30 protein-coding genes and 2 pseudogenes are annotated in these 25,422 nt (G+C 72.6%); 17 read left to right on the top strand and 15 right to left on the bottom strand.

The genetic code is table 11. The annotated features are described in order from the left end of the window. Positions 1 to 97: 97 nt before the first annotated feature. From ACZ6O5_RS29605 to ACZ6O5_RS29585, 5 genes are all read right to left on the bottom strand, one after another. The gene (locus tag ACZ6O5_RS29605; protein WP_107157087.1) at positions 98 to 514 is read right to left on the bottom strand and encodes a CBS domain-containing protein; all 417 of its coding nucleotides are present in this window, start codon (positions 512 to 514) and stop codon (positions 98 to 100) included. Between the two features lie 66 nt (positions 515 to 580). Continuing rightward, on the bottom strand, positions 581 to 1,264 hold the full coding sequence (locus ACZ6O5_RS29600) for a TMEM175 family protein (RefSeq protein WP_465981402.1): 684 nt from the start codon (positions 1,262 to 1,264) through the stop codon (positions 581 to 583). A 107-nt stretch (positions 1,265 to 1,371) separates the two neighbouring features. Next, positions 1,372 to 2,394, bottom strand: coding sequence for an aspartate-semialdehyde dehydrogenase (locus ACZ6O5_RS29595; protein ID WP_465981400.1), 1,023 nt, complete (start codon positions 2,392 to 2,394; stop codon positions 1,372 to 1,374). Positions 2,395 to 2,491: 97 nt separating this feature from the next. Next, positions 2,492 to 3,835, bottom strand: coding sequence for a M16 family metallopeptidase (locus ACZ6O5_RS29590; protein ID WP_465981398.1), 1,344 nt, complete (start codon positions 3,833 to 3,835; stop codon positions 2,492 to 2,494). Then, on the bottom strand, positions 3,832 to 5,124 hold the full coding sequence (locus tag ACZ6O5_RS29585; RefSeq protein ID WP_465981396.1) for a M16 family metallopeptidase: 1,293 nt from the start codon (positions 5,122 to 5,124) through the stop codon (positions 3,832 to 3,834). Before ACZ6O5_RS29585 ends, ACZ6O5_RS29590 begins: the two co-directional genes overlap by 4 nt. Positions 5,125 to 5,204: 80 nt before the next feature. On the opposite strand from ACZ6O5_RS29585, the gene ACZ6O5_RS29580 reads away from it, so the two are divergent. Next, positions 5,205 to 5,915, top strand: a complete 711-nt coding sequence (locus ACZ6O5_RS29580) for a phosphodiesterase (protein WP_465981394.1) — start codon at positions 5,205 to 5,207, stop codon at positions 5,913 to 5,915. Here the strand turns inward: ACZ6O5_RS29580 and ACZ6O5_RS29575 are convergent. Then, the gene (locus tag ACZ6O5_RS29575; RefSeq protein ID WP_281937453.1) at positions 5,890 to 6,105 is read right to left on the bottom strand and encodes a hypothetical protein; all 216 of its coding nucleotides are present in this window, start codon (positions 6,103 to 6,105) and stop codon (positions 5,890 to 5,892) included. The two genes, ACZ6O5_RS29580 and ACZ6O5_RS29575, sit on opposite strands and share 26 nt — an antisense overlap. Positions 6,106 to 6,357: 252 nt before the next feature. Here ACZ6O5_RS29575 and ACZ6O5_RS29570 point away from each other — a divergent pair, with 252 nt between their 5' ends. The 3 genes from ACZ6O5_RS29570 to ACZ6O5_RS29560 are packed head-to-tail and all read left to right on the top strand — an operon-like array spanning position 6,358 to position 7,958. Further along, a complete protein-coding gene (locus ACZ6O5_RS29570) occupies positions 6,358 to 7,455 on the top strand; it encodes a 3-deoxy-7-phosphoheptulonate synthase (RefSeq protein WP_465981467.1) in 1,098 nt (365 codons plus the stop codon). Between the two features lie 40 nt (positions 7,456 to 7,495). Then, positions 7,496 to 7,729 carry a hypothetical protein gene (locus ACZ6O5_RS29565; protein WP_374709203.1) on the top strand — a complete coding sequence of 78 codons (234 nt, stop codon included), beginning with the start codon at positions 7,496 to 7,498 and terminating at the stop codon, positions 7,727 to 7,729. 25 nt (positions 7,730 to 7,754) lie between these two features. Next, positions 7,755 to 7,958 carry a hypothetical protein gene (locus ACZ6O5_RS29560; protein WP_107157081.1) on the top strand — a complete coding sequence of 68 codons (204 nt, stop codon included), beginning with the start codon at positions 7,755 to 7,757 and terminating at the stop codon, positions 7,956 to 7,958. 59 nt (positions 7,959 to 8,017) lie between these two features. On the opposite strand, the gene ACZ6O5_RS29555 is transcribed toward ACZ6O5_RS29560, so the two are convergent. Genes ACZ6O5_RS29555 through ACZ6O5_RS29545 form a run of 3 tightly spaced genes read right to left on the bottom strand, consistent with a single transcriptional unit; the run spans position 8,018 to position 9,206 of the window. Further along, entirely contained in the window at positions 8,018 to 8,578 is a 561-nt protein-coding gene (locus ACZ6O5_RS29555) for a DUF1360 domain-containing protein (RefSeq protein ID WP_465981391.1), read from the bottom strand. A gap of 11 nt (positions 8,579 to 8,589) precedes the next feature. Further along, positions 8,590 to 8,907 (bottom strand): SRPBCC family protein, encoded by a 318-nt coding sequence (locus ACZ6O5_RS29550; protein ID WP_465981389.1) that lies wholly within the window; start codon positions 8,905 to 8,907, stop codon positions 8,590 to 8,592. Beyond that, entirely contained in the window at positions 8,907 to 9,206 is a 300-nt protein-coding gene (locus tag ACZ6O5_RS29545; protein WP_405090926.1) for a DUF6158 family protein, read from the bottom strand. The genes ACZ6O5_RS29550 and ACZ6O5_RS29545 overlap by 1 nt, the downstream gene beginning before the upstream one ends. 122 nt (positions 9,207 to 9,328) lie before the next feature. Between ACZ6O5_RS29545 and ACZ6O5_RS29540 the strand changes: the two genes are divergently transcribed. After that, positions 9,329 to 9,748 carry a hypothetical protein gene (locus ACZ6O5_RS29540; protein WP_465981387.1) on the top strand — a complete coding sequence of 140 codons (420 nt, stop codon included), beginning with the start codon at positions 9,329 to 9,331 and terminating at the stop codon, positions 9,746 to 9,748. 25 nt (positions 9,749 to 9,773) lie between these two features. After that, positions 9,774 to 10,103 carry a DUF3817 domain-containing protein gene (locus ACZ6O5_RS29535; protein ID WP_343445474.1) on the top strand — a complete coding sequence of 110 codons (330 nt, stop codon included), beginning with the start codon at positions 9,774 to 9,776 and terminating at the stop codon, positions 10,101 to 10,103. 7 nt (positions 10,104 to 10,110) lie between these two features. On the opposite strand, the gene ACZ6O5_RS29530 is transcribed toward ACZ6O5_RS29535, so the two are convergent. After that, positions 10,111 to 10,620: a DUF6232 family protein gene (locus ACZ6O5_RS29530; protein WP_465981385.1), complete on the bottom strand. Its 510-nt coding sequence runs from the start codon at positions 10,618 to 10,620 to the stop codon at positions 10,111 to 10,113. A 285-nt stretch (positions 10,621 to 10,905) separates the two neighbouring features. Here ACZ6O5_RS29530 and ACZ6O5_RS29525 point away from each other — a divergent pair, with 285 nt between their 5' ends. After that, positions 10,906 to 11,871, top strand: coding sequence for a C40 family peptidase (locus tag ACZ6O5_RS29525; RefSeq protein ID WP_465981383.1), 966 nt, complete (start codon positions 10,906 to 10,908; stop codon positions 11,869 to 11,871). 69 nt (positions 11,872 to 11,940) lie between these two features. Here the strand turns inward: ACZ6O5_RS29525 and ACZ6O5_RS29520 are convergent, their stop codons facing one another. The 3 genes from ACZ6O5_RS29520 to ACZ6O5_RS29510 form a co-directional block, all read right to left on the bottom strand. After that, positions 11,941 to 12,930 carry a sigma-70 family RNA polymerase sigma factor gene (locus tag ACZ6O5_RS29520; protein ID WP_465981465.1) on the bottom strand — a complete coding sequence of 330 codons (990 nt, stop codon included), beginning with the start codon at positions 12,928 to 12,930 and terminating at the stop codon, positions 11,941 to 11,943. Between the two features lie 453 nt (positions 12,931 to 13,383). Continuing rightward, positions 13,384 to 14,331, bottom strand: coding sequence for an N-acetylmuramic acid 6-phosphate etherase (gene murQ, locus ACZ6O5_RS29515; protein ID WP_465981381.1), 948 nt, complete (start codon positions 14,329 to 14,331; stop codon positions 13,384 to 13,386). Beyond that, positions 14,328 to 15,242, bottom strand: coding sequence for a MurR/RpiR family transcriptional regulator (locus tag ACZ6O5_RS29510; protein WP_107157071.1), 915 nt, complete (start codon positions 15,240 to 15,242; stop codon positions 14,328 to 14,330). The genes murQ and ACZ6O5_RS29510 overlap by 4 nt, the downstream gene beginning before the upstream one ends. Before the next feature lie 592 nt (positions 15,243 to 15,834). Between ACZ6O5_RS29510 and ACZ6O5_RS29505 the strand changes: the two genes are divergently transcribed. Next, entirely contained in the window at positions 15,835 to 16,524 is a 690-nt protein-coding gene (locus tag ACZ6O5_RS29505; protein ID WP_465981379.1) for an SDR family NAD(P)-dependent oxidoreductase, read from the top strand. Here ACZ6O5_RS29505 and ACZ6O5_RS29500 read toward each other — a convergent pair. Continuing rightward, positions 16,509 to 17,237 carry a dTMP kinase gene (locus ACZ6O5_RS29500; protein ID WP_465981377.1) on the bottom strand — a complete coding sequence of 243 codons (729 nt, stop codon included), beginning with the start codon at positions 17,235 to 17,237 and terminating at the stop codon, positions 16,509 to 16,511. The two genes, ACZ6O5_RS29505 and ACZ6O5_RS29500, sit on opposite strands and share 16 nt — an antisense overlap. Before the next feature lie 136 nt (positions 17,238 to 17,373). Here ACZ6O5_RS29500 and ACZ6O5_RS29495 point away from each other — a divergent pair. The 5 genes and pseudogenes from ACZ6O5_RS29495 to ACZ6O5_RS29475 all read left to right on the top strand — a co-directional run. Continuing rightward, positions 17,374 to 17,958, top strand: a pseudogene (locus tag ACZ6O5_RS29495) (nucleotidyltransferase); the annotation flags it as partial. A gap of 56 nt (positions 17,959 to 18,014) precedes the next feature. Beyond that, on the top strand, positions 18,015 to 18,224 hold the full coding sequence (locus ACZ6O5_RS29490; protein WP_281938565.1) for a hypothetical protein: 210 nt from the start codon (positions 18,015 to 18,017) through the stop codon (positions 18,222 to 18,224). Positions 18,225 to 18,234: 10 nt separating this feature from the next. Then, positions 18,235 to 19,012, top strand: a pseudogene (locus tag ACZ6O5_RS29485) (metallophosphoesterase family protein). Beyond that, a complete protein-coding gene (locus tag ACZ6O5_RS29480) occupies positions 19,003 to 19,149 on the top strand; it encodes a GPGG-motif small membrane protein (RefSeq protein WP_013288160.1) in 147 nt (48 codons plus the stop codon). Before ACZ6O5_RS29485 ends, ACZ6O5_RS29480 begins: the two are co-directional and overlap by 10 nt. A gap of 145 nt (positions 19,150 to 19,294) precedes the next feature. After that, positions 19,295 to 19,792 carry a TspO/MBR family protein gene (locus ACZ6O5_RS29475; protein WP_465981375.1) on the top strand — a complete coding sequence of 166 codons (498 nt, stop codon included), beginning with the start codon at positions 19,295 to 19,297 and terminating at the stop codon, positions 19,790 to 19,792. Positions 19,793 to 19,834: 42 nt separating this feature from the next. Here the strand turns inward: ACZ6O5_RS29475 and ACZ6O5_RS29470 are convergent, their stop codons facing one another. After that, positions 19,835 to 20,611 carry a M23 family metallopeptidase gene (locus tag ACZ6O5_RS29470; protein ID WP_425786114.1) on the bottom strand — a complete coding sequence of 259 codons (777 nt, stop codon included), beginning with the start codon at positions 20,609 to 20,611 and terminating at the stop codon, positions 19,835 to 19,837. 237 nt (positions 20,612 to 20,848) lie between these two features. On the opposite strand from ACZ6O5_RS29470, the gene ACZ6O5_RS29465 reads away from it, so the two are divergent. From ACZ6O5_RS29465 to ACZ6O5_RS29450, 4 genes are all read left to right on the top strand, one after another. Further along, positions 20,849 to 22,189 (top strand): ABC transporter substrate-binding protein, encoded by a 1,341-nt coding sequence (locus ACZ6O5_RS29465; protein ID WP_465981373.1) that lies wholly within the window; start codon positions 20,849 to 20,851, stop codon positions 22,187 to 22,189. A gap of 73 nt (positions 22,190 to 22,262) precedes the next feature. After that, entirely contained in the window at positions 22,263 to 23,312 is a 1,050-nt protein-coding gene (locus ACZ6O5_RS29460; protein WP_281937485.1) for a carbohydrate ABC transporter permease, read from the top strand. A 1-nt stretch (position 23,313) separates the two neighbouring features. Next, positions 23,314 to 24,273 carry a carbohydrate ABC transporter permease gene (locus tag ACZ6O5_RS29455; RefSeq protein ID WP_465981371.1) on the top strand — a complete coding sequence of 320 codons (960 nt, stop codon included), beginning with the start codon at positions 23,314 to 23,316 and terminating at the stop codon, positions 24,271 to 24,273. A 65-nt stretch (positions 24,274 to 24,338) separates the two neighbouring features. After that, entirely contained in the window at positions 24,339 to 25,409 is a 1,071-nt protein-coding gene (locus ACZ6O5_RS29450; RefSeq protein ID WP_465981369.1) for a LacI family DNA-binding transcriptional regulator, read from the top strand. The last annotated feature ends 13 nt before the right edge of the window (positions 25,410 to 25,422 follow it).

Below are 25,422 nucleotides of genomic sequence, written 5' to 3'. Positions count from 1 at the left end.
GCCCCCGGGTCAACCTCGCCCGAATCGGGTGAGGCGACCGGACCGGAGATGCGGAACGCCGCCCCCGAACCGGGGACGGCGTCACCGCGTCGGCAGGTCAGTTGTTGGGGTCGTCGGCGCTGATGTCGGCGAGCACCGACTGGGGTTCCCGCTCCACCGCCAGGTCACCCATCGACACCAGGCCGACCAGCTTCCCGTCCTCGATGACCGGGAGCCGGCGGACCGCGTACGTGCGCATCAGGTCGGCGGCGGCCACCGCGTCGTCGTACTGGCTCACCGTCACCACGTCCTTGCTGGTGATCTCGTTGAGCCGGGTGGTGGCGGGGTTACGGTCCTCGGCCACGCCCCGGACCGTGATGTCCCGGTCCGTGACGATGCCGACCACGTTGTCGCCGTCGGTCACCACCACGTCGCCGATGGCGCTGTCGCGCATCTCCTGCGCCGCCGCGGTGAGCGTGTCGTTGCCGTCCATCGTCACCAACCGGGTCGTCATGAACTCTCCGACCGTTGTCATGGTGCTCCCCTCTCGGTGTCGGCACCGCGGTCTACCCGCCGTCGCAGGCGGGGTAACTCGGGCGGTTCACCCCCGGCGCCGGATCCGCCGGCGGATCTCGTAGGAGCCGTTGCTGGACAGCCCGTAGAAGAGCGGCAGCAGCAGGAACACCACAAGCGCCACCGGCACGCTCACCCACCACCCCACCAGGCCGGCGATCGCGTACGCGGCCACGCCGAACAGCGCGCGGAGCCGCTCGGCGGCGAAGAACCGGCGTGGCACACCGGCCTGGCGCAGCTCCGGGCGCCGGTGCAGGTAGTGGTACAACCACAACCAGGTGGCCGAGAGGAGGACGCCGAGCAGCGCGTAGGCGCCGATCGCGACCCGCTCGTCGGACACGTCGCCCTTCTCCACCGCGCGGGAGACCAGCGCGGTCACGAACGGCAGCAGGGTCACGCCGAACAGCACCCCGAGGTTGGCCCAGTCCAGCCCACGGTCGGCGCACCGGACCCGGAGGAACGTGCCCTTGTGGTTCAGCCAGTTGACCGCCACGTAGAGGAAGGACGTGCCGAAGGCCAGGTAGACCGGCCACTGTTCGAGCAGGGCGGACGGCATCCTGCCCGGCGTCACCTCGGGCACGCTCAGGTCGAGCACCAGCAGCGTGATGACGATGGCGAAGACCGCGTCGCTGAATCCGATCACCCGGGCCGGGTCCGAGCGCAGCCCGGCCTCGACCTCCTCGACGTCCCCGGTGTCGCGTCCGGCCGCCATCGGTGCCCCCGCCCGCCGGCGCGGGTCGCCGGCAACCGGCCCCGCATACCCGCTGCGGAGGCGTCCGTGCCGGCACGGACGCCTCCCGCGGTGCGGTCCCGGGCGGGTCAGCGCTCGGCGGCGACCAGCTCGGCGAGCTGTACGGCGTTGAGCGCCGCGCCCTTGCGCAGGTTGTCGTTCGAGCAGAACAGCGCCAGCCCGTGCTCGACCGTCTCGTCCACCCGGATCCGCCCGACGAACGTCGGGTCCTGGCCGGCCGCCGCCAGCGGGGTGGGCACGTCACGCAGCGCCACCCCGGGCGCGCCGTCGAGCAGCTCGCGGGCGCGGGCCGGGTCGATCGGCCGGGCGAACCGGGCGTTGATCTGCAACGAGTGACCGGTGAACACGGGCACCCGTACGCAGGTGCCGGAGACCTTCAGCCCGGGGATCTCCAGGATCTTGCGGCTCTCGTTGCGCAGCTTCTGCTCCTCGTCGGTCTCGAACGAGCCGTCGTCGACGATCGAACCGGCCAGCGGGAGCACGTTGAACGCGATCGGCGCGGCGAACGAGCGCGGCGCGGGGAACTCGACGGCGGTGCCGTCGAAGGCGAGCGCGCTCGCGCCCTCGGCCACCTTGCGGACCTGGTCGTCCAGCTCGGCCACACCGGCCAGGCCGGCGCCGGAGACCGCCTGGTAGGTGGCGACGACCAGGCTGACCAGCCCGGCCTCGGCGTGCAGCGGGCGCAGCACCGGCATGGCGGCCATCGTGGTGCAGTTCGGGTTGGCCACGATGCCCTTGGGCCGGTCGGCGAGAGCGTGCGGGTTGACCTCGGCGACCACCAGCGGCACCGCCGGATCCATCCGGTACGCCGACGAGTTGTCGATCACCACGGCACCGGCCTCGGCGACCCGGGGCGCCAGCTCCTTCGCGGTGCTCTTGCCGGCCGAGAAGAGGACGATGTCCAGGCCGCGGTAGTCCGCGGTGGCCGCGTCCTCGACCGTGACCTCGCCGTCGCGCCAGGGCAACGCGCGCCCGGCCGACCGCGCCGAGGCGAACAACCGCACCTGCTCCGCCGGGAACTCGCGTTCCGCCAGCACCTGCCGCATCACGCCACCGACCTGGCCGGTGGCACCCACAATGCCGATCCTCATGCCCGCGAGGCTACCCAGCCGGGCCGGGCGGGCGGGAAGCGTTTCCCAGCGCGCGGGCCGGGGCGACGGGAATCACACACCCCGCCGCCCCCACCGGTCACGCGTGGTCGACCACCTCGCCGAGGTCGGCGGCCACCAGCTCGTCCCGGATCACCGCCGCGTCGCCCTCGACCACCAGCGTCAGCGCCTCCGGGTGCAGGTGCGTCGCGGCGGCCGCGGAGACCTCCTCGACGGTGGCCGCGAGCAGCGCCTCGCGCAGCGTGGCGTGGTAGTCGTCCGGCAGGTCGTGCACCACCAGCGTGGTGAGCGCCGACGCGATCGCCCGCGGGCTCTGCAACTCGACCGAGAGCTGCCCGGCCCGCCAGGAGCGGGCCACCTCCAGCTCCTCCTCGGTCACTCCGGTCTCCCGGGTACGCGAGACCTCCCCCACGGACTCGACGAGCGCCGGCGCGGTCGCCGCGGTCTGCACGCCGGAGCTGACCGCGAACCGGCCGAACCGCCGCGACGAGGCGAAGTCGCCCCGGATCCCGTACGTGTAGCCGCGCACCTCACGGATCAGGTGGTTGAGGCGGGAGGTGAACGCGCCGCCGAGCACGGTGCCGGCGAGCGTCATCGGCACGTGGTCGGGGTGGCCGCGGTGCGGGGACGGGTGGCCCAGCCGCAGCGTCGACTGCACCGAGCCGGGCCGGTCGACCAGAATGATCCGCCGCCGGTCGGCGAGCGGCACGTCGATCGGGCCGCCCCGGTCGACCGGGCCGCCACCGGTGCCGACGAACGCCGCCGCGCCGAGCGCGTCCAGGTCGATCCGTTCCAGGTCGCCGGCGACGATCAGCGTGCCGGGGCGGATGAACCACTCCGAGTGGAAGACCGTGACGTCGTCCGCCTCCAGCGCGGCCACGCTGCCCGGGTCGCCGTAGAGCGGGCGGCCCCACCGGTGTGCCTCGCCGAACAGGTCGGCGCGCAGCACCGCGTCGGCGCGCGGGCCCGGGTTGGCCCAGTCCATCCGCAGCGCGGTCGCCTCGTCGTCGCGGACCCGCAGCACGTCGGCCGGATCGAGCCGCGGCGTGCGGACCGCCTCGGCCATCAGCTCCACCGCGGCGCTCAGCCGCTCCACCGGGACCTGCACGCTGACCTGGAACGAGTCCCAGTCGAGCCCGGCCACCAGCTCGGTGCCGAGCGCCTCGACGGCCAGCGCGTACGCGGTGGCGTCCCGGTGTGCGGTGCCCTCCTCCAGCGCCTTGGCCAGCACCGCGCCGAGGCCCTCCTTGCCGACCGGCTCCCGGCCGGCGCCGCCGTCGAGCAGCAGCAACGCGACGGCGAGGTTCTGCCCGGGCAGGTGCGCGGCGACCACCTGACCACCGGCCACCGTCCGCCGGACCACCTGGGGGAACCGGTAGGCGCGGGCGGCGCCCGGGCCGGGACGGGTGGCGATCAGCGTCATGAGGTCTCCTCGGGCAGATAGGTCAGGATCGCCCGGTCGGCGGCGCCGAGCAGCTCGGCGGCCTGCTCGGCGATCTGCTCGGCGGTGACGGCGAGCCAGCCGGGCAGCCGGTCGGCGGCCCGGGCCGGGTCGCCGAACTGGGTGGCGTAGCGGCCGAGTGTGTCGGCACGGCCGTCCACGGTGGACATCTGCCGCCACCACGAGGTGCTCAGCAGCGCCTTGGCCCGGTCCAGCTCGGCGGCGGTCACCGGCACGGTGGCCAGCTCGTCGAGGACCTCGGCCAGCCCGTCGCGCAGCCGCTCGGCGGTCACGCCGGGGCGGGCGGTGGCGGTGGCGATCAGCGGGGCCGGCGCGTGCGCCAGGTCGACCCCGTACGCCCCGATCAGGTCCGGCTGGGCGATCCGTTCCCCGTCGGCGAGCCGCTGGTAGAGCCGGCTGCCCCGGCCGCTGCCCAGCACGGTGGCGAGGACCGTGGTCACGTCGTACCCGGTGGCGCCGAACGGGTGGGTGCGGTGCGCGAGGTAGACGCGGGGGGCGGGCACGTCGGCGGTGACCGTCTCCACCGCCGGCCGGCCGGTGGCCGGCACGGTGCGGCCGTCCGGGGCGGCCGGGATGTCCGGGCGCGGCGCGAGGCCACCGAAGTACTTGTCGGCCAGCGCGAACACCTCCGCGGCGGGGGCGTCGCCGACCACGGTGAGCACCGCGTTGTTCGGCGCGTAGTAGGTGGTGTGGAACGCCTGGAAGGTGGCCAGGTCGGCGGCGTTCAGGTCGGCCATCGACCCGATCGTGGCGTGGTGGTAGGGGTGGCCGGGCGGGTAGAGCAGCGGCAGCAGCCGCAGCCAGGCGTCGCCGTAGGGGACGTTCTCGTAGCGCTGCCGGCGTTCGTTCTTCACCACGTCGCGCTGGTTGTCGAGCGTCTCCTGGGTGAGCGCCGGCACCAGGCCGCCCATCCGGTCGGCCTCCAGCCAGAGCGCCAGCTCCAGGTGTTCGGCCGGAACGGTCTCGAAGTAGTTGGTCCGGTCCGGGTTGGTGGTCGCGTTGAGTGAGCCGCCGGCGCCCTGGATCAGCTTCATGTGCTCGGTCTTCGCGACGTTGACCGAACCCTCGAACATCAGGTGCTCGAAGAGGTGGGCGAAGCCGGTCTGGCCGGCCGGTTCGTGTCGGGACCCCACGTCGTACCAGAGGTTGACCGCCACGGCCGGCGCGGTGCGGTCCTCGCTCACCACCACACGCAGGCCGTTGTCCAGTCGGGTCGTCTCGATCGGCCAGGGGAAACCGCTGTCGGGCATGGCACGACGCTATCCGATCCGGTAGGCGGAAAGGGGAGCCGCGCCCGCGTCGTCGCCGCGCGACGGGGTATCAGCTCGGCATGACCCCCGCACCGTCCGCCGTCGAGCGGGCCGCCGCCGCGCTGGCCCGGCTCCGGCACGCCCGGCTGCTGCACCCCGCCGGTCGCGTGTTCGCCGCCGAGGCGATGATCTGGGGTACGCCGGGACCGCCGACCGGGGTGCCGCTGCTGGACCTGCCCGGCCGGTGGCCGGCCACGGTCCGGCTCTCCAAGGGCACGCCGACGCCGCCCGGCTGGCCGGACGTGCTGGGCGTGGCGGTCCGGCTGCACCGGGACCCGGAACCGCCGATCGATCTGCTGGTCAGTTCCAGCGGCGCCGCGCCGGTGCTGCGCAACCTGCCGCTGCCCCGGCGACGCCTCACCGGGACGTACACCTCGATCATGTCGTTCCGGGCCGGGGCCCGGCGGCTGTTCCTGGCCGTGCTGGCCGACCCGGACTCACCCGATCTGGGTCGCTCGCTGGCCGAGGCCGCCGCGGCGGTGGCCGGCGACGAGCCCCGGCTGGTGCTCGCGGTGGCCTCGGCGGTGGGTCCGTGGCGGCCGTTCGGCGAGGTGCGCCTGGGTGGCCGGCACGGCGACCCGGAGGACGCCGTGCCGGCCTTCGACCCGATCGGCAACGTGCCGCCGGGGCTGCGGCTGGCCGGCCCGCTGGCCCGGTTGCGGGACGCCAGTTACCGGGGGTCCCGCCGCGGCCGGGGCGCGCCGCTCAGTCGGGAGGCTCGACGGGGGTGACGGTCTCGGCGGACGTGCGGTGCTCCAGCACCGTGTCCGGGGCGGCGTTCTGGTCCTCCTCCCGGAGATCCGACTCGGCGAGGATCGCGTCGGCCTGGGCCTGCGCGTCGTCGCTGCCCGCCGCCGCCTCCTCGGGCAGCAGGTGCGCGCGGGATTCGATCCGGTCCTGGTCGCTCTGATGGTGGCTCATGGGTTCTCCCATACCCCGCGTCCCGCTTGGCGGAACGGCACGGGCATTCCCGGGCGCGTCGGGTACGCTGGCTGACGTGACGCGGTCGTATCGATGGTTTAGGCAGCCGGCTGGAGGAGCCGGTGACTCGACCGTGAGCTGACGTCACCTCCTCTTCGAGCCGGCCGGGCAGGGATGATTCCCTGCCCTTTCGCATGCGAGCAGCCGGCTCGACACCCTGGGCGCCGGCCCCGGGGCGCGGTCGGCGGAAGGATTCCCACCGTGACCACGTCTCCGGACGCCCGCCGGGTCATCGACCAGCGGATCGACCGCGTCGTGCCGTTGACCACCCCGGCCCTGCTCCACCATCACCTGCCGCTCGACGCGCCGCTCGCCGACGCCGTGATAGCCGGCCGGCGCACGGTCGCCCGGGTGCTGGACCGCGCCGACGACCGGCTGCTGGTGGTGGTCGGCCCGTGCTCGGTGCACGACCCGGCCGCCGCGCTGGAGTACGCCGGACGACTGCGCGAGGCGGCCGACCGGGTCGCCGACGACCTGCTCGTGGTGATGCGGGTCTACTTCGAGAAGCCGCGCTCGACCGTGGGCTGGAAGGGCCTGATCAACGACCCGGCGCTGGACGGTTCGGGCGACGTGAACACCGGTCTGCGGACCGCGCGGGCGCTCCTGCTCGACGTGCTGCGGTTGGGCCTGCCGGTGGGCTGCGAGTTTCTCGACCCGATCACCCCGCAGTACATCGCCGACACGGTGGCCTGGGGCGCGATCGGCGCCCGGACCGTGGAGAGCCAGGTGCACCGGCAGCTCGCCTCCGGCCTGTCCATGCCGATCGGCATGAAGAACCGCCCCGACGGCAGCATCGGCACGGCTGTCGACGCGATCCGGGCGGCCGGCGTGCCGCACGTCTTCCCCGGCATCGACGTCTCCGGCATCCCGGCGATCATGCACACCCGGGGCAACGCCGACGGGCACCTGGTGCTGCGCGGCGGTGGTGGCCGGCCCAACTACGACGCGGAGTCGGTGGCCGGGGCGCTGGACCTGCTGCGCGCCGCCGGGCTGCCCGAACGCGTGGTGATCGACGCCAGTCACGCGAACAGCGGCAAGGACCACCGCAACCAGCCGCTGGTCGCCGCAGACGTGGCCGGGCAGCTCGCCGCCGGGCAGCGCGGCATCGTGGGGATCATGTTGGAGAGCTTCCTGCACGAAGGCCGGCAGGACCTGGACCCGACCCGGGAGCTGGAGTACGGCCGGTCGATCACCGACGCCTGCATCGGCTGGGACACCACCGACGAGGTGCTCGACCACCTGGCCCAGGCGGTCCGCGCCCGCCGCGCCGCGCTGCCCACCCCCGCCTGAGCTCCGTTGGGCGGCGTTTGACCGGTTCGGGGCCGGGTAGGTGGTCGGCGTGACCGATGACGCGCCCGTGACCGAGCAGCCGGACACCAGGCCGCTCGACGACCTGCTCGACGACCTCTACCACGGCCAGGAGCGGATCAGTCAGACCGACATCTACCGCCGCGCGGTGGCCGCCGAGCTTCCGGCGGAGCTGCTCACCCGGATCGCCGCGCTCCCCCAGGGCGAGTACGCGGTGGACGAGGTGGCGGACCTGCTGGGCGGCACGGTCGCCTGAGCCCCCGCCGACGAGAGGACCCGACATGACCGACCGCGAACCCGAGCACGAACACCTGGCGGCGCTCGGCCAGCCCCCGGAGGGCGTGGACACGCTGCCGGAGCCGGACTTCGCCAACGAGCACGACCGCACCGCGGTGGACCGGGACATCGTCACCGGGGAGGACGAGCGGGAGCCGGAGACGTCGCGCGGCTGGGCCGGCGAGGACCACGGCACCACCCCTACCTGATCGACGCGGTACGACGGACGGGGCCGGCGCGTACGCGCCGGCCCCGTCCGTCGTCGTGGTCACTCCCCGTGGGGTCCGCCCTCGGCGGCCCGCTGGGCCACCGCGTACCCCATCTGGAGGAAGTCGGACGCGGCGACCGCGGTCAGCGCGGTGGCCACCAGCCGGGTCAGCCGGGGGGCCAGCACCAGGCCGCCGGTGAGCCCGGTGGCCACCCACACCGCCAGGCAGAACGGGCAGCTCACCAACTCGCCGAGCGCGTGCCGGGTGGGGCTGCCCTCGTCCCGGACCTGCTCCATCACCTCGCCGCTGCCGATCGGGTGGTCGTAGCGGGTGAACGGCGCCCGCAGCGGACTGGTGATGGCGTCCTTGGACAGCAGCCGGCTCAGCTTGTGCGTGGCGATCGAGAGCAGCACCACGTCAGCGGGCGAGGGCCGCTCCGGCACCGGTCGGCCGGTGGCCCGGACCAGCCCGACCAGCGCGCCGGTCACGCCGGCGTAGGTGCCCATCGCCTTCAGGTAGCCCTCCAGCGGCCGGTGCTCGTGCGGCGCGTACGCCTGGCGCAGACGCGCCACCTTCTGCTTCAGGCCACTCCCGGTCAACCCGGTCTCCCTCGTCGTCATGACGGCCGGGCTCAGCCGGCGGTCAGGTTGTCGCCGACCTCGCGGTCGAGGTTGGCCAGGATCTCGTCGGCCAGGCCGTGGTCCGGGCCGGCCAGGTCCAGCCGGACGCGGGCGCCGCCGGCGTCGGCCGGTTCCACGTCGATCTCCGCGGACCAGTCGGCGCTGCTCCACCGCGCCCGCATGTCGTCGGCGTCGAGCACCTCCACCCGGCAGGCGCCGGCGCCGCGCAGCTCCTCGGGCAGCCAGGCGGCGGACCGGTCCGGGTCGGTGGCGGTGTTGAACACCACCTCGGGCGGCGCGGACATGCCGCGCTCGGCGTGACTGGCCATCAGGCGTCCCGCAGCCGGTGCGGGTCGATCTCCCGGCCGGGGTGCCGGGCCAGGTACTCGGTCTCCAGCTCGGCGGTGCGGCGCAGGTGGTTGGCGAGCGCGGAGTCGGTGGCGTGCCGCAGCGTGTCCAGCCGGGTCCGGTGCAGGCTCCGCACCTCCCGGATCAGGTCCTCGTCGCTCAGCTCGGCGGGGTCCACGCCGGGCAGGTCGCCGTCGGTGGCCCCGGCGCGGGCGTGGTCACCGTCCCACTCGGTGACGCGCTGCTCCGGGCTGGTGTCCCGGCGTACCGATTCGGTCATCGTCGCCCCCTCGTCTCGTTCGGGCTGGCGACTAGACGGATGCCCAACCGCTGTGCCACCAAACCCACGCCACCTACGACGCCGCGTCGGAGACGACCGCCGGCCCCGGTACCCTCGATGGCATGCAGCGGCTCCGGACACCGGCGTGGATCGCTCGCCACGTGGCCATGGTCGTGCTGGTGGTGGGTTTCCTCGGGCTGGGCTGGTGGCAGGTCACCCGCGCCGCCGGGGGCAACGCGCTGAGCTTCGGTTACGCGATCGAGTGGCCGGTCTTCGCCGGCTTCGTGGTCTTCGTCTGGTGGCGCGAGGTGCGGCAGGCGTTACGGGCCGCGCCCGGTCCGTCGGCGGAGGACGCGCCGCCGGCGACCGCCGGCGGCGAGCCGGTCGCGCCGACCCCGGCGGTACGCCGGCCGGTGCGCGTCGCCCGGGTGCCGTCGACGCCGACCGAGGGCGCGGACGACGGCGAGCTGGCCGCGTACAACCGCTACCTTTCCTGGTTGAACGCCAATCCGGGCGCCCGGCCCGGCGACTATCCCGGCTGAGGCCGGTGCGGAAGGACGGACGACGGTGGGCGGAGCCCTTACCCGGTACCGCGTGATCGCCTGGATCGTGGGCGTGGCGCTGGTGGTGCTGGTCCTGATCGGCATGCCGCTGAAGTACGGCTTCGACAACCCGAGCGTGGTGGCCGTGGTGGGTGTCGCGCACGGCTGGCTCTACATGCTCTATCTGGCGCTGACGTTCGACCTGTCCCGCCGGGCCGACTGGCCGCTGAAGCGGATGCTGCTGGTGATGCTGGCCGGCACCGTGCCGTTCGTCTCGTTCTACGCGGAGCGGCGGGTGAGTCACTGGGTGGCCGCCGAGCGCCGGGCGCGCACCCCGGAGCCGGTGGCCGGCTGACCGGGGTTCAGCGCGCCGGGCGCCACGGGCCGGTGCCCGGCGGGTCGGCCCGGCCGTCGCGGCGGGCCCGCTCCCGGGCCTGGCGCAGCGCGTCGGCGACCTGACCGAACTGCCGTTCGTCGTCGCTGGTGAACAGCAGTTCCTCGGTGCCCCGGATCCGGCCCCACAGCTCGTACGCGGGGGGCCGCCAGCGGTCGCCGACCAGCACGAGCAGCAGCGGCAGCAGCCCGACCGCGCCGAGCGTGAGGTACGCCCCGGCGGTGAGCCGTTGCAGGCCGCCGGTGAAGCCGAGCAGCAGCCCGGCCGACGCGATGAGCGCGGCGGTGCCGGCGACCGCCCGGACGGCGAGCCGGTCGTGCGGGCCGCGGGCGGTCCGAAGCTGGGTGATCTCGGCGACCGGCCAGCTGGTGCGGCCGACGGTGAAGCGTTCGGCGGTGACGACGATGCCGGGCCGGGCGTAGAGCAGGCCGGGCGCGGTGCTGCGGGGCGGATGGGTGGCGGAGCGGTCGGTCTGCACGGTGGCCTCCCGAGGGAATGGATTCCGGGGTGGGAATCCCGGATCCGGGTCCCATTGTGTGGCGCATTCGCCATGCCGGAAACGGTCACCGATCGTGAACGTCATCATTGTCACTTTCCGACACTTTGCCAACTTTCGCCCCTGCTTGAACTCCCGTTCACTCCGATCACGGGTTAGGTTGTGCAGGTCGGTCCGGTCGACCGCCATCCGTCCGGATGGCGCCGGTCCGGCGTCGACGGGTCGTTCAGACGCGACCCGCCGACCATGGAGAGGAGCTTTCCGCTCTTGTCGTCCTTACGGATGCTGCTCCGCTCGCTGGCGGTGGCCGGCCTGTCGGCCGCGCTGCTCGCCCCGGCGTCGGTGGCTCGGGCCGAGCCCACCCCCGCCGAGTTGACGAAGCAGATCGAGAAGTCCTCGACTGAGCTGGAGCGAATCGTCGAGTCCTACAACAAGCTCAACGAGGACATCAAGGCCAACAAGGCCACCGCCGCCACGTTGGCGGCCAAGATCGGCCCGTTGCAGGAACAGGCCGAGCGGAGCCGCGCCGACGTGGCCGTGCTGGCCGCCACGGCGTACAAGACCGGCGGCATGCGCACCGCGGCGGCGCTGCTGGAGCCGGGCGGCACCGCCGCGCTGCCGGAACGGTTGGGCACGCTCGACCAACTCACCCGCCAGCGGCAGCGCACCATCACCGGCTTCACCGCCGACCAGCGCCGGCTGATCGACCAGAAGACCAAGCTGGACGTCACGCTGGCCCGGGAGGCGGCGCAGGCCAAGCAGCTCGCCGCCGGTAAGAAGCGGATCGAGGGGGACCTGTCCCGCCTCTACGAGATGCGCCGCCAGGCGTACGGGCGGGCCACCGAGGCGCCGGCCAAGGCGAGTTCGGCGGGTAAGCCGCCGGCCGTCTCCGGCAAGGCCGGGGTGGCGGTGCGGTACGCGTACGGCGCGGTCGGCAAGCCGTACGGGTGGGGTGCCGAGGGCCCCGGCAGCTACGACTGCTCGGGCCTGACGCTGGCCGCCTGGCGGGCCGCCGGGAAGTCGCTGCCGCACAACGCGGCGGCCCAGTGGAGCGCCACGACCAGGATCAGCCGCAGCGCGCTGCAACCGGGGGACCTGGTGTTCTACTCCGGGCTCGGGCACGTCGCCCTCTACGTCGGCGGCGGTCAGATCATCGACGCGCCCAGCGCGGGCCGCAACGTCAGCAAACGCGGCATGAACATCATGTCGATCGCCGGTTACGGCCGGGTCTGATCCACGGCAGCGAAACGGCCGGCGTCCCCCTGTCGGACGCCGGCCGTTTCGTCGTTCATTACTACCAGGTCAGGCCGCCTGTAGCCCTTCGGCGCGGGCCAGCTCGCGGAGCCGGCCGAGGGCCTGGATCTCGAGCTGGCGGATCCGCTCCCGGGAGAGCGAGAACCGGGAGGCGACCTCGGTCAGCGAGTGCTCCCGTCCGTCCTCCAGGCCGTAGCGGGCCCGCATGATGCCGGCCGACCGGTCGTCGAGGTGGTTGAGCAGCCCCTCGATCCGCTGCCGCTCCAGGCCGGTGAGCACGATCTCCTCCGGCGACGGGGCGTCGCTGTCGGCGACCAGGTCACCGAGGTTGGTGTCGCCGTCGTCGCCCACCGGGGTGTCCAGCGAGACGGTGTCCTGCGACCAGCGGACCAGCTCGTTCACCCGCTCGACGGTGACGCCGAGCGAGGCCGCGATCTGCTCCGGCTCCGGGTCGGCGCCCAGCTCGCGGGTGAGCTGCCGGGCCACGTTGCGCATCCGGTTGACGTCCTCCACCAGGTGCACGGGCAGCCGTACGGTCCGCTCCTGCTGGGCGATCGCCCGGCTGATCGCCTGCCGGATCCACCAGGTCGCGTAGGTGGAGAACTTGAAGCCCCGCTCGTAGTCGAACTTCTCGACCGCCCGGACCAGGCCGGTGTTGCCCTCCTGGATCAGGTCCAGCATGGGCATGCCGGAGCGCACGTAGCGGCGGGCGATGGAGACGACCAGCCGCAGGTTCGCGCGGATGAACAGGTCCTTCGCCCGCTCACCGTCGGCGACCACGCGCTCCAGCTCCTCCCGGGTGGACCCGTCGGGGATCCGGTCGGTGTCGAGCAGGTGCTCGGCGTAGAGGCCGGCCTCGATCGACTTGGAGAGGTCCACCTCCCGGGCGGCGTCCAGCAGCGGCGTCCGGGAGATCTCGTGCAGGTAGACGCCGACCAGGTCCCGCTCCTCGGCGACCTCGTCGGTACGCATGCCGATGTTCTTGTCCACGATTGCCACGGTCCCCTCGCTCGCGCCGGTTGCCCGGTTCCTTGCCATCCCCACGTTCATCAGCCCTCCCCGTAACCTCCGCTGTGCCCGTAGGTGCTGACACCTACACAACAGATGTGACGTGTCGGGGATTCCATGCCGTGAGTCGAAACTGTCACGAATGCCTGAGTGCTAGCTGAGAGCCCGGTCCATGTTTCCTGTCAGGACCCCTGCTCGACGGCCGGCGGACCCCCTGGTGAACGGGGTCCGGAACAGCGAAATCGCCGTCCGCCCATGGAATGGCACCATTGCCTGTTCCATGAACACAGCGAGCCGCGTCACCGCCGCACTGGGATCCTGGTCACTGCCTGATACGCGCCCTTGGACCAGTCGGTTCAGCCACGGGAAGGATTACCCTCCGCCTCGTTGAACAATCCGCACGGGGAGAGCCGTCCCCTCCCGCCACGTGATACGCGTCGCACCCGCCGGGCGGATGCGCCCGGCGGGTGGGATCGGGTGGGATCAGGAGGCGAGCAGGGCCAAAGCGCCGCGGACCTGGTCGGCGGCGCGGGCCAGCGCGGCCCGGGCGGCGGGCACCTCGGCGCCGGAGACCAGCGAGACGAGGGCGGTCTTGAGGTCGCCGTCGGCCTCCCGCAACGCGACGGCGCAGACCTCCTCGGCGCAGCCGGTGGCCTCCATCAGGATCGAGATCATCCGGCCGCGCAGCTTGGCGTTGGTGGCCACCATGTCGATCATGAGGTTCGAGTAGACCCGGCCGAGACGCACCATCACGGCCGTGGAGAACGTGTTGAGCACCAGCTTCTGCGCGGTGCCGGCCTTCATCCGGGTCGACCCGGTGACCACCTCGGGTCCGGTGTCCACCCCGATGAACACGTCCACCGACGTGGCGGCCTCGGCCTCCGGATTCGCGCAGAGCAGCACCGTCCCGGCACCCTGGGACCGGGACGCGGCGAGCGCCCCGAGGACGTACGGGGTGCGCCCGCTGGCCGCCAGGCCGACCACCAGGTCCCCGGCGCGGACACACTTGGCAGCTTCGGCGGCACCGCCACGCTCGTCGTCCTCGGCGTCCTCGACGGCCCGCCACATGGCCTCCGGGCCGCCCGCCAGGTGGGCGCAGAACCAGTGCCGCGGCGAGTTGAACGTGGGGGCCAGCTCGGCCGCGTCCAGCACGCCCAGGCGGCCGGAGGTGCCGGCGCCGAAGTAGTGCACCCGGCGTCCGCCGCGCAGCGCGGCCACGGCCAGGTCGACGGTCTCGGCGATCTCGTCCAGCACGGCGGCCACCGCGGCCGGCACCCGCCGGTCGGCCTCGTTGATCACGGTGAGCACGTCCCGGGTCGACATCAGGTCGAGGTCGACGCTGTGCGGGTTACGCCGTTCGGTCGGCGCGCCGACCCGCACCACCGGACGCACCGCGGTCACCTCGTCCCGCTCCACCCGACCCGCCGTCATGCCCGCCTCCGCCCGGGACCCACCCGACGCGACTGGACCGCCTCGGCGGTGGCCTCGAGGGCCTTCTTGGTGCGGGCCCGGCTCCTGGCGGCCACCCCGACGAAGAGGCAGTCGACCACGGTGAGCTGGGCCAGCCGGCTGGCCGTCGCGCCGGACCGGTAGGTCGTCTCCCGGGCGGCGGTGGTGAGCACGTGGTCCGCGACCTCGGTGATCGGTGAGCGGGGGAAGTTGGTGAGCGCCACCGTGGTGGCGCCGCGCGCCCGGGCCTGCTCCAGCACCTCGATCACGTCGGACGTGGTGCCGGTGTGGGAGATGCCGACCGCGACGTCGCCGCGGCCCAGCAGCGCGGCGGAGGTGAGCGCGGTGTGCACGTCCGGGAAGTAGAACGCGATGCGGCCGATGCGGTGCAGCTTCTGCTGGAAGTCCGAGGCGACGAAGCCGCTGGCACCCGCGCCGTAGACGTCGATCCGGCCGGCCGCGCCGATCGCCTCGACCACCCGCTCGCAGACCGCCGGGTCGAGCTGCTCGGCGGTTTCCTCGACGGCCCGTGCGTCGTTGAACGCGATGGTGGCGATGATCTGGGCCAGGTCGGCGCCGGGCGGGATGTCGCCGCCGACGACCCGCGCGTCCGGCGGCTCGACCCGGCGGGCGGCCTCGGCGGCGAGCCGGATCCGCAGCTGGGGGTAGCCGTTCATGCCGACCGAGCGGCAGAACCGGATCACGGTCGCCTCGGATGTCTCGGCGGCGGTGGCGAGGTCGGTGATCGTGCGCCGGGCCGCGTCCGCCGGATCGGCGACGACCAGCCGGGCCACCCGCTGCTCGGCCGGGGACAGCGAGGGCAGGAGGCCGCTGATGTGGACGATCAGTCCACCGGGCTCGTGACTCGCAGAAATCTTCGGACTCTTCGCCACGGATGAAACTTACTTTCACTGGGCGTAAGCGTCAACCATGACGCCGCGTATCGGGAAATTTACCGCCATCCGCGCCTGTTCTCCGTGCCCAGGGTCCCATTACCGCAGCCCGGCCGCCTCCTCCGGTCCGGTCGACTCGCGCCCGCCGGAGGATCGTCCGATCGACCGCACGCCGACCCTCCGACCCGGACGGCCGCCACGGGACCACCGGTCAGCCGGGCGAGCCCTCCCCGCACGCGTCGACTACATCACGAACAGTGACGAGGGAGTTGGTTTCTCAGCGTGACTGCCGCCGAGGGGCGGCGGGACGCCCCTCCGTCGCCTTTGCTCTGCACCCATATGCGCAGCAGCTCCTCTACCTGGGCAGGAGTGAGCGGGACCGGCGCGGGCCGGCAGTTCGGGTGGTTGCACTCGGTTTCTGCTGCGGGGATGGCTGCAGAGCAAAGGCGACGGCGGCCCATCCGGCCGCCGCGCCTCCGTCTCGCTCTCCGTGACCAGCGAGTGCGGCCGGCGGCGGACGGCCGGCGCACCGGTCCGCCTGCGGGGTCGGCGTGCCCGGCGTCCCGTCTTTCCCGGCGGCTAACGTGTGGCCATGGCGGATCGCACGGTGCTGGTGACCGGAGGCACGGGTGGGCTCGGCGGCGCGGTCACCGCCGCGTTCCTGCGGGACGGCTGGCGGGTGGTCGTACCCGGTCGGGAGGGCGGCCCGACGACGACCGAGCCGTCCGGTCCGGTCCCGGTGGTGGCGGACCTGCTCACTCCCGAGGGGGCCGCGCGGGCGGTGACGGCAGCCACCGCCGAGCCCGCGGCGCCGCTGCGCGCCGTGGTCAACCTCGTCGGCGGGTACGCCAGCGGCGGGCTGGTGCACGAGACGCCGGTCGAGGAGTTCGAGCGGATGCTGCGGATCAACCTGCGCCCCACCTACCTGGTCACCCAGGCGGCGCTGCCGCACCTGGTCGCGGCCGGCGGCGGCGCGGTGGTCTGCGTGTCGGCGCGGGCGGCGGTGGCCCCGTTCCCCGGCGCGGCCGGCTACGCCACCGCCAAGGCCGCCGTGCAGGCATTCGCGAACGCGGTCGCGGTGGAGTACCGACCGCGTGGGGTGCGCTGCAACACGGTGCTGCCCAGCGTCATCGACACCCCGGCCAACCGGGCCGCCCAGCCCGAGGCGGACCACCGGCGGTGGGTGCCGCCGGCCGAGATCGCGACGGTGATCCGCTTCCTGGCCGGCGCGGAGTCCGCCCCGACGAGCGGCGCGAGCGTCCCGGTCTACGGGCGGGCCTGAGCCGGCACCGGGCCCTCCCGGCCGCCGCCCGACGGGCGCGGGGTGCCGTCCGGCGACGGGCCGGCGAGTGTGGACGGGTCGTCCGGCAGCCACTCGCTCAGGTGCGCCCGGATCCGGCGGGACACCTCCTCCGGCGGGCCGCTGCCGTCCACCACCACGAAGCCGGCGTACTCCGGCAGCGCCCGGTAGGCCGCGTCGGCGGCGGTGAGCCACCGCATGCTCTCGTGGTCGGTGCCGCGCCGCTCGATCCGCCGGTACGCCTCGGCCGGGTCCACGGTCAGCAGGATGGTGACCCGGGGCGGCGGGAAGATCCGGTAGCCGGCCCGGGCCAGCCGCTCCCAGCGCTGCCCACCGTGCGCCCGGATGCTGGCGTACTGGCAGACGGACCACCGGTCCATCACCGCCGTGCGGCCGGTCGCCAGGCAGCTCAGCAGTGCGAGCGCGATGGCCAGCCACCGCAGCACGGACTCGACCGCGAGCAGGCCGTCGCGCCCGACGAGGCGTTGCGCGTCCGGGCGGCCGACCCGTTGGGCGAGCCGGCCGAGCCAGCGTCGACCGCCGGCGTTGCGGTGGTAGGTGGCCCGGTGGCCGGCCGCTGTCAGCGCCTCGGCGAGCAGGTGGGCCTGGGTGGTCTTGCCCGAGCCGTCGATACCGATCAGGGCGACGGTGCGCAGTCGGGCTCCGCCGCGCCGCGTCCGCAGTGAGCTGGCCACCTCCCCGAGGTTATCCGACGGATGCTCGCAAGCGCCTTTTTGTCGCGTTCCTCCCCAGGTGGATGCGGAAGGTGTGACCGGAGCGTCCGCCGGGTAGGCAACTCAATCTCACCGCCCACGACGACGACGGGAGAGCCAGATGGCCGAGCGCGGGGACGAGACCCTGGTGCACACGCTGAAGAAGGTCGCCGCCGTGCTCAAGCAGTCCGAGATCCCGTTCGCCCTGGGCGGCAGCTTCGCCGTGTACGCCCACGGCGGCCACTCCAGCGACCACGACGTCGACTTCCTGCTCCGCGAGGCCGACGTCGACCGGGCGCTGGAGGCGCTGGTCGAGGCCGGCTTCACGGCCGAGCGCCCGCCGGAGGACTGGTTGGTCAAGGTCTACGACGAGGGCCGGATGGTGGACCTGATCCACCGGCCGATCGAGACCCCGGTGACCGAGGAGACGTTCGCCGACACCATCGTGCGGCCGGTCGACGCGATCCACATGCCGGTGCTCTCGGCCAGCCAGCTCATGGTGCACAAGCTGCTCAGCTTCTCCCAGCACTACTGCGACTTCGCCCGCGCCCTGCCGCTCGCCCGCTCGCTGCGGGAACAGATCGACTGGGACCGGGTACGCAAGGAAACGCAGCACTCGCCGTACGCGGAGGCGTTCCTGGTGCTGCTCGACCGGCTGGACGTGCTGCCCGACGGCGTGCCCGGCGGAAGGGAGACCCCGTGACCGGACAGCCCGGCGACGTGCCGCCCGACGAGTACGTCGAGGCGGAGATCCAGAACATGCTGGCGGAGGACCCGTCCGTGGCCGAGCAGGGCATCACGGTGCTGCGCCGCGAGCGCGGGCTGGTGCTCTCCGGCGAGGTGGAGAGCCCGCACCGGCGCGAGGAGATCCTGCGGCGGGTGGCCGAGCGCTTCCCGGACACGCCGGTGACCAGCGACATCGGTGTGATCCGTACGCAGGCGCCCACCCAGGTGGAGGAACTGCCGTGAGGGAGGTTCGATGGTGATCCGGATCGCCGCCGTCGGCGACGTGCACCTGGACGAGGACGTGGTGGGCCGGTTCCGTCCGGCGCTGGAGGAGCTGCCGGACTGCGCCGACGTGCTGCTGCTCGCCGGCGACCTGACCCGGCACGGCACGGAGGCCGAGGCGCGCTGCGTGGCGCGGGAGTTCGGCGATCTCGGCGTGCCGGTGATCACCGTGCTCGGCAACCACGACCACCAGTGCGACCAGGTGCCGCAGGTGGTCAAGGTGCTGGAGGACGCCGGGATCACCGTGCTGGAGGGCACCGGCACGGTGGTGGAGTGCCCCGGGGGGCGGCTCGGCGTGGCCGGTGTGAAGGGCTTCGGCGGCGGGTTCGCCGGGCGCTGCGCCAGCGACTTCGGCGAGCCGGAGATGAAATCGTTCGTGCGAACCACCCGGGAGAGCGCCGACGCGCTGGCGGCCGCGCTGCTCGCGCTGGAGTGTGACGCGCTGGTCGCGCTCACCCACTACTCCCCCGTGCCGGACACGCTCGCCGGCGAGCCGCTGGAGATCTACCCGTTCCTCGGCTGTTACCAGCTCGGGCAGGCGATCGACTCGGCGCCCACCGCGCTGGCCCTGCACGGGCACGCCCACCACGGCACCGAGCGCGGCACCACGCCGGGCGGGGTGCGGGTCCGTAACGTCGCGCACCCCGTGATCAAGCAGGCCTACAGCGTCTTCCACCTCGGGGATCAGGTCGACTGAGAGGGAGGTTTCCGGGATCGGGCCGCCGGGTATCCAGCCGCCATGGAGCTGATTCTCTGGATTCTCGCAGTCGTACTCGTGGTCGCCGGAATTCTTGCCCTCTTCCGCCGACAGATCCTCTGGGGCATCGTCCTCATCGTGGTGGGCCTGCTGGTCGGCCCGGGTGGTGTCAGCATCTTCAACACGTAACGCCCGCCCGCAGCACCCGAGACCCGCCGGGGTCGTCGGGCCCGGCGCTCTGTCCTCCCAGACCGGAGCGTCCGGACCCGACGATCCCGGCGTTTTCCGTATCCGGCGGGGTTTGCCTCCCCCGGCCAGCGGCAATATCTCGACCATGGAGATGTCGCAACGCGCCGGCCGGCGTACCGCCGGGGCCCGGAAGTGGTGGGCCCTGCTCGGCTTCGGCGCCGCCACGTTCGCCGCCGCCGCCATCGGCGGGCTGGGCGTCCGGGGCACCTCCGCGGAGTACCAGAGCCTGGAACAGCCCGCCTGGGCACCGCCGTCGTGGCTGTTCGGCCCGGTGTGGACCCTGCTGTACGCGCTGATCGCGATCGCCGGCTGGCTGGTCTGGCGCCGGGTCGGCTTCGGCCCCGCGCTCTGGGCCTGGTGCGTCCAACTGGTGCTCAACGCCGTCTGGACGCCGCTCTTCTTCGGCGCCGGCCGCTACGGGTTGGCGTTCGCCGAGATCGTGCTGATGTGGCTGGCGATCGGCGTGACCGTGGTGTTGTTCCGGCGGGTGTCCCGGCCGGCGACGCTGCTGATGCTGCCGTACTGGGCGTGGGTCACGTTCGCCGCCGCGCTCAACTTCGCCATCTGGCGGCTGAACGCCTGACCGGGGTGGGCGCGGGAGCCGACGCCCCCGCGCCCACCGGGGTCAGCAGCGGGGCACGCCGGGGATGTACCCGTCGTAGCCGGTGTAGACGTACGCGTCGGAGATGAACCGGCCGGAGCCGATCCGGTCCCAGATGGAACTGGTGCCGTACGTGCCGGTGACGCTGGTGCCGCTGGTCTGGCAGTAGATCGTCACCTTGGCCCCGTCGGCCACCGTGCCCACCGCGCTGTAGCCGGTGCCCGGCCCGGAGCGGACCGTCAGGGCCGTGCCGGAGGTGTTCACCGTGCCGGCCCCGGTGTCCGCGCCGGCGCAGCCGTTGTCGCTGGTGTAGGTCTTCGTGCCCCAGTAGAGGGCCTGCGCGCCGTTGAAATTGATCTTCACGGCGCTGCCGTTCGAGCGCTGCTCGTAGTGCAGGTGCGGGCCGGTGGAGCCGCCGGTGGTGCCGACGTACCCGATCACGCGGCCGTAGCCGACGGTCTGCCCGACCGACACGTTGAACGCGTTGAGGTGCGCGTAGTAGGTCGTCCAGCCGCCGCCGTGGTTGATCCGGACGTACTTGCCGTAGCTCGTGTCACCGAGGTTCGTCACCACGTCGACGGTGCCGGGCGCGCTGGCCACCACCGGGTCGCCGAGGTCGTCGGTGCGGTTGAAGTCGATCGCGTTGGCCGGGCTGTGATTGGTCCGCGTCTGGCCGGACCAGGACTGGTTGCACGGGAACGGAACCTTGAACGTCGGCGCGGCCATCGCCGGCGCCGCCGGGACCAGGGTCGCGGCCAGGACCGCCACACCCGCCGCCAGACTGAGCCACCGCTTGCGCATCCACTACCTCCTATGTTGAAAGTCTTCAATCCGATACGGACAGCGTGGCAGAAAGTTCCGTTCGACGGAAGATCCCTGGGAGCGCGCCCAGTGGCGATGTCCGGATTTCGGGATTGTTACCGGGCCGTGTCCGGCCGGGGGTGGACCGGACGGGATGCAAGCGCTTACATGTGGGGACGACCATCGGACCGGCGCGCATTCGAATTCCCCCACGCGCCGGCAAGGAAGGAGATCGGCATGGCGTTTGCCAGATCGCGCCAGGCTCTCGCGGTCACCGGCGTGCTGGGGCTGGCGCTCGGCGTCGCCGCCTGCGGGACCGGCAACGACAAGAAGAGCGACAAGGCGGGCTCGGCCGAGTGCGCCGCATACGAGAAGTACCAGGGCCACGACGGCAAGAAGGTCTCGATCTACTCGTCGATCCGGGACATCGAGGACGAGCGCCTCCAGCAGTCCTGGAAGGAGTTCGAGGACTGCACCGGCATCGAGATCGACCACGAGGGCTCCGGCGAGTTCGAGGCCCAGCTCCCCGTCCGGGTGGACGGCGGCAACGCCCCCGACATCGCCTTCATCCCGCAGCCGGGCCTGCTCAAGCGGTTCGTCGACTCCGGCAAGCTCAAGCCGGCCAGCGCCGACACCAAGGCCATGGCCGAGCAGAACTACTCCCCCGACTGGCTGAAGTACAGCACCGTCAACGGGCAGTTCTACGGCGCCCCGCTCGGCTCCAACGTGAAGTCCTTCGTGTGGTACTCGCCGAAGACCTTCAAGGAGAAGGGCTGGTCGGTCCCGACCACCTGGCAGGAGCTGATCGACCTCAGCGACAAGATCGCGGCGAGCGGCACCAAGCCGTGGTGCGCGGGCATCGAGTCCGGTGACGCCACCGGCTGGCCGGCCACCGACTGGATCGAGGACGTCCTGCTGCGCACCGGCGGGCCCGAGGTCTACGACAAGTGGACCACCCACGGCATCCCGTTCAACGACCCGCAGGTCGCCACCGCCGTCAACCAGGCGGGCACCATCCTCAAGAACGAGAAGTACGTCAACGGTGGCTTCGGCGGCGTGAAGAGCATCGCCACCACCTCGTTCCAGGAGGCCGGCGCGCCGGTCCTCACCGGCAAGTGCGCGCTGCACCGCCAGGCGTCCTTCTACGCCAACCAGTGGGCGAAGGGCACCAAGGTGGCCGAGGACGGCGACGTCTTCGCGTTCTACTTCCCGGCCATCGACCCGGCCAAGGGCAAGCCGGTGCTGGGCGGCGGCGAGTTCGTCGCGGCCTTCGCCGACCGGCCCGAGATCCAGGCGGTGCAGACCTACCTGGCCTCCGGCGAGTACGCCAACAGCCGCGCCAAGATCGGTGACTGGGTGTCCGCGAACAACAAGCTGGACATCAACAACGTTCCGAACCCGGTGGACAAGCTCTCCGTGGGCATCCTCCAGGACCCGAAGACCGCCTTCCGTTTCGACGGCTCGGACCTGATGCCGGCCGCGGTCGGCGCCGGCACGTTCTGGAAGGGCATGGTGGCCTGGATCAACGGCAAGGACACCACCACCGTCCTGAACGACATCGAGGGCAGCTGGAAGTGATCCGCGTGGGTGGCCCGGTCCGTGTGCACGGGCCGGGCCACCCGCCCGCATCCGAACCCTTGAGGGAGGGTTGATGGAGTTCGACTTCGCGGCGGAACAGCCGAAGTTCCTCATGCTGATGTACGGGCTGATCGCTTTCGTCGCGGTGGTGGGCGGGCTGCTCCTGCTCCTCGACGTGGTGCCGACGTGGTTCGCCCGGCGTCGGGAGGCGCAACTGGTCGCGGTCGCGGCGGGCGGCGGACCGGCACCCCGGCGGCGCAAGCCGCGCGAGGGCGCCTTCGCGTTCTTCTTCCTGCTGCCGACGCTGCTGCTGCTGACCGTCGGGCTGGTGATCCCGGCCGTCCGCACCACGCTGCTCTCGTTCATGGACTCGGGCAGCACCGACTGGGTGGGACTGGACAACTACGCCTGGATGTTCGCCGAGGACTCGATCGTCCGGGTGCTGCTCAACACCCTGGTCTGGGTGCTCCTGGTGCCGCTGCTGGCCAGCGCGTTCGGGCTGATCTACGCGGTCCTGGTGGACAAGGCCCGGTTCGAGTCGGCGGCCAAGTCGCTGATCTTCCTGCCGATGGCGATCTCGTTCGTCGGCGCCGCCATCATCTGGAAGTTCGTCTACGCCTACCGGGGCGACGGGCAGGAGCAGATCGGCCTGCTCAACCAGATCGTGGTCAGCCTGGGCGGCGAGCCGAAGCAGTGGCTGCTGGACTCGCCGCTGAACACGCTCCTGCTCATCGTGATCATGATCTGGATCCAGGCCGGCTTCGCCATGGTCGTGCTCTCCGCGGCCATCAAGGCCATCCCGGCGGACATCATCGAGGCGGCCCGGCTGGACGGGACCACCGCGTGGCAGATGTTCTGGCGGATCACCATGCCGAGCATCCGGCCGGCGCTGATCGTCGTGGTGGTGACGATCTCCATCGCCACGCTCAAGGTCTTCGACATCGTCCGGACCGCCACCAACGGCAACTACGACACCAGCGTGATCGCGAACGAGATGTACAACCAGGCGTTCCGGTACGGCGAGAACGGCCAGGGCTCGGCGCTCGCGGTCTTCCTGTTCGTCCTGGTCCTGCCGCTCGTGATCTACCAGATCCGCAACCTGCGCAAGCAGCGGGAGGGCTGAGATGACCACCGCCACGCCCACCGTCGGAGCCGGCGTCCAGGCGACCGGGCCGACCACCCGGGCCGCCCGGGTCCGCAAGCGGCTGAACAGCCGCACCGCCACGCTTGTCTCGATCGTGCTCGCGCTGCTCTGGACGGTCCCGACCTTCGGCCTGTTCGTCTCCTCGTTCCGGCCCGAGGACCAGATCAAGACCACCGGCTGGTGGACGTTCTTCCGCGACCCCCAGTTCACCTTCCAGAACTACCAGGACGTGCTGTTCAGCAGCGGATCGTCGGGGCAGCTCGCCAGCTACTTCATCAACTCGCTGGCGATCACCATCCCGTCGGTGCTGTTCCCGATCGCGTTCGCCTCGCTGGCCGCGTACGCGCTGGCCTGGATCAACTTCAGGGGGCGGGACTGGCTCTACATCGCGATCTTCGCGTTGCAGATCGTGCCGCTCCAGATGGCCCTGGTGCCGCTGCTGCGGTTCTTCTCCACCGGCGTCACCATCGCCGGGGTCCAGGTCCTCCCCGCGTGGGACCTGGTCGACGAGCAGAAGTTCGCCCAGGTGTGGTTCGCGCACACCTGCTTCGCGCTTCCGTTCGCCGTCTACCTGCTGCACAACTTCATCTCGCAGCTCCCCGGCGACCTGATGGAGGCGGCCCGGGTCGACGGCGCCACCCACCCGAAGATCTTCCGCACCATCGTGCTGCCGCTGATCACCCCGGCGCTGGCGGCGATCGGCATCTTCCAGTTCCTCTGGGTCTGGAACGACCTGCTGGTCGCGCTGATCTTCGCCGGTGGCGGCGACGAGACCGCTCCGCTGACCGTCCGGCTCGCCGAGCTGGCCGGCACCCGGGGCAACGAGTGGCAGCGGCTCACGGCCGGCGCGTTCGTGTCGATCGTCGTACCGCTGATCGTGTTCCTGTCCCTCCAGCGCTACTTCGTGCGGGGCCTGCTCGCCGGCAGCGTCAAGGGTTGATCCACCGCCCCGCCGCCGCCGGAGTGCCGGCGGCGGCGGGACACGGGTCGCAGCGGGGAGCCACGATGACCAAGATTGACGACGTCGCCCGCCTGGCCGGGGTCTCCACGGCCACCGTCTCCCGCGCGTTGCGCGGCCTGCCGACGGTCTCGGCCGCCACCCGCCGCCGGGTCCTCGCCGCCGCCGAGCAACTCCAGTACGCGGTCTCGCCCAGCGCCTCCCGGCTCGCCGGCGGGCGGACCGGCACGGTCGCCGTGGTGGTCCCGCGGATCACCAGGTGGTTCTTCGGCACCGTGGTGGAGGCGGTCGAGGACTCCCTCCAGCAGCACGGCTACGACACGCTCCTCTACAACCTCGGTGGCCGGGAGCAGACCCGCCAGCGGGTGCTACGGACGGCCAGCCTGCACAAGCGGGTGGACGCGATCATCCTGGTCGCCACGCCGCTGCGCGCGGCGGACGTGCACGCGCTCACCAAACTCGACCTGCCCGGCGTGACGATCAGCTCCGGCAGCGGAGTGCCCGGCTGGCCCTGCGTCCGGATCGACGACGTGGCCGCCGCCCGGACCGCCACCCGCCACCTGCTCGACCTCGGCCACACCCGGATCGCGCACATCTCCGGCGACCCGGACGACGAGCTGGCGTTCACCACCCACCTGGACCGGCGGCGCGGCTACCAGGAGGCGCTGCGCGTCGCCGGCCTGCGGCCCGACCCGAGCCTCGACGTCGAGTCCCAGTTCACCATCGACGGCGGCATCCACGCCACCGCCGAGCTGCTGGCCCGCGGCGAACCACCGACCGCCATCTTCGCCGCCTGCGACGAGATGGCGATGGGCGCGGTCAGCGCGCTGCGCGACGCCGGGCTGCGGGTGCCGCAGGACGTCAGTGTGATCGGCATCGACGACCACGACCTGGCCGGCGTGCTGGGGCTGAGCACCATCGCCCAACCCGCCGCCGACCAGGGGCGCCTCGCCGCCCGTATCCTGCTCGACCCGCTGGGGGCGGGCGCCGCCGACCCGTACCCCGGACCGGTGCCGGCGCCGCGCGGAGCCGCCGGCGACGGACGGACGCCGACCTCGGTGATCCTTCCCACTCGGCTGGTCGTGCGGGACTCGACCGCGCCACCCCGGGCACACTGAACGGACCCGTTCG

Source organism: Micromonospora sp. NPDC049201 (genome assembly GCF_055586805.1).
The sequence above is the reverse complement of the archived record's forward strand: the minus strand, read 5'-3'. Positions and strand labels throughout refer to the sequence as shown.

Excerpts from the sequence above, each read along its gene's own strand:
- ACZ6O5_RS29580 (WP_465981394.1), top strand. The coding sequence starts at position 5,205 with ATGACCCCCGCACCGTCCGCCGTCGAGCGGGCCGCCGCCGCGCTGGCC.
- ACZ6O5_RS29560 (WP_107157081.1), top strand. The coding sequence starts at position 7,755 with ATGACCGACCGCGAACCCGAGCACGAACACCTGGCGGCGCTCGGCCAG.
- ACZ6O5_RS29450 (WP_465981369.1), top strand. The coding sequence starts at position 24,339 with ATGACCAAGATTGACGACGTCGCCCGCCTGGCCGGGGTCTCCACGGCC.
- ACZ6O5_RS29540 (WP_465981387.1), top strand. The coding sequence starts at position 9,329 with ATGCAGCGGCTCCGGACACCGGCGTGGATCGCTCGCCACGTGGCCATG.
- ACZ6O5_RS29475 (WP_465981375.1), top strand. The coding sequence starts at position 19,295 with ATGGAGATGTCGCAACGCGCCGGCCGGCGTACCGCCGGGGCCCGGAAG.
- ACZ6O5_RS29605 (WP_107157087.1), bottom strand. The coding sequence starts at position 514 with ATGACAACGGTCGGAGAGTTCATGACGACCCGGTTGGTGACGATGGAC.
- ACZ6O5_RS29455 (WP_465981371.1), top strand. The coding sequence starts at position 23,314 with ATGACCACCGCCACGCCCACCGTCGGAGCCGGCGTCCAGGCGACCGGG.
- ACZ6O5_RS29590 (WP_465981398.1), bottom strand. The coding sequence starts at position 3,835 with ATGACGCTGATCGCCACCCGTCCCGGCCCGGGCGCCGCCCGCGCCTAC.
- ACZ6O5_RS29505 (WP_465981379.1), top strand. The coding sequence starts at position 15,835 with ATGGCGGATCGCACGGTGCTGGTGACCGGAGGCACGGGTGGGCTCGGC.
- murQ (WP_465981381.1), bottom strand. The coding sequence starts at position 14,331 with ATGACGGCGGGTCGGGTGGAGCGGGACGAGGTGACCGCGGTGCGTCCG.
- ACZ6O5_RS29465 (WP_465981373.1), top strand. The coding sequence starts at position 20,849 with ATGGCGTTTGCCAGATCGCGCCAGGCTCTCGCGGTCACCGGCGTGCTG.
- ACZ6O5_RS29595 (WP_465981400.1), bottom strand. The coding sequence starts at position 2,394 with ATGAGGATCGGCATTGTGGGTGCCACCGGCCAGGTCGGTGGCGTGATG.
- ACZ6O5_RS29470 (WP_425786114.1), bottom strand. The coding sequence starts at position 20,611 with ATGCGCAAGCGGTGGCTCAGTCTGGCGGCGGGTGTGGCGGTCCTGGCC.
- ACZ6O5_RS29480 (WP_013288160.1), top strand. The coding sequence starts at position 19,003 with ATGGAGCTGATTCTCTGGATTCTCGCAGTCGTACTCGTGGTCGCCGGA.
- ACZ6O5_RS29460 (WP_281937485.1), top strand. The coding sequence starts at position 22,263 with ATGGAGTTCGACTTCGCGGCGGAACAGCCGAAGTTCCTCATGCTGATG.
- ACZ6O5_RS29585 (WP_465981396.1), bottom strand. The coding sequence starts at position 5,124 with ATGCCCGACAGCGGTTTCCCCTGGCCGATCGAGACGACCCGACTGGAC.
- ACZ6O5_RS29520 (WP_465981465.1), bottom strand. The coding sequence starts at position 12,930 with ATGGCAAGGAACCGGGCAACCGGCGCGAGCGAGGGGACCGTGGCAATC.
- ACZ6O5_RS29555 (WP_465981391.1), bottom strand. The coding sequence starts at position 8,578 with ATGACGACGAGGGAGACCGGGTTGACCGGGAGTGGCCTGAAGCAGAAG.
- ACZ6O5_RS29600 (WP_465981402.1), bottom strand. The coding sequence starts at position 1,264 with ATGGCGGCCGGACGCGACACCGGGGACGTCGAGGAGGTCGAGGCCGGG.
- ACZ6O5_RS29575 (WP_281937453.1), bottom strand. The coding sequence starts at position 6,105 with ATGAGCCACCATCAGAGCGACCAGGACCGGATCGAATCCCGCGCGCAC.
- ACZ6O5_RS29490 (WP_281938565.1), top strand. The coding sequence starts at position 18,015 with ATGCTGGCGGAGGACCCGTCCGTGGCCGAGCAGGGCATCACGGTGCTG.
- ACZ6O5_RS29550 (WP_465981389.1), bottom strand. The coding sequence starts at position 8,907 with ATGGCCAGTCACGCCGAGCGCGGCATGTCCGCGCCGCCCGAGGTGGTG.
- ACZ6O5_RS29545 (WP_405090926.1), bottom strand. The coding sequence starts at position 9,206 with ATGACCGAATCGGTACGCCGGGACACCAGCCCGGAGCAGCGCGTCACC.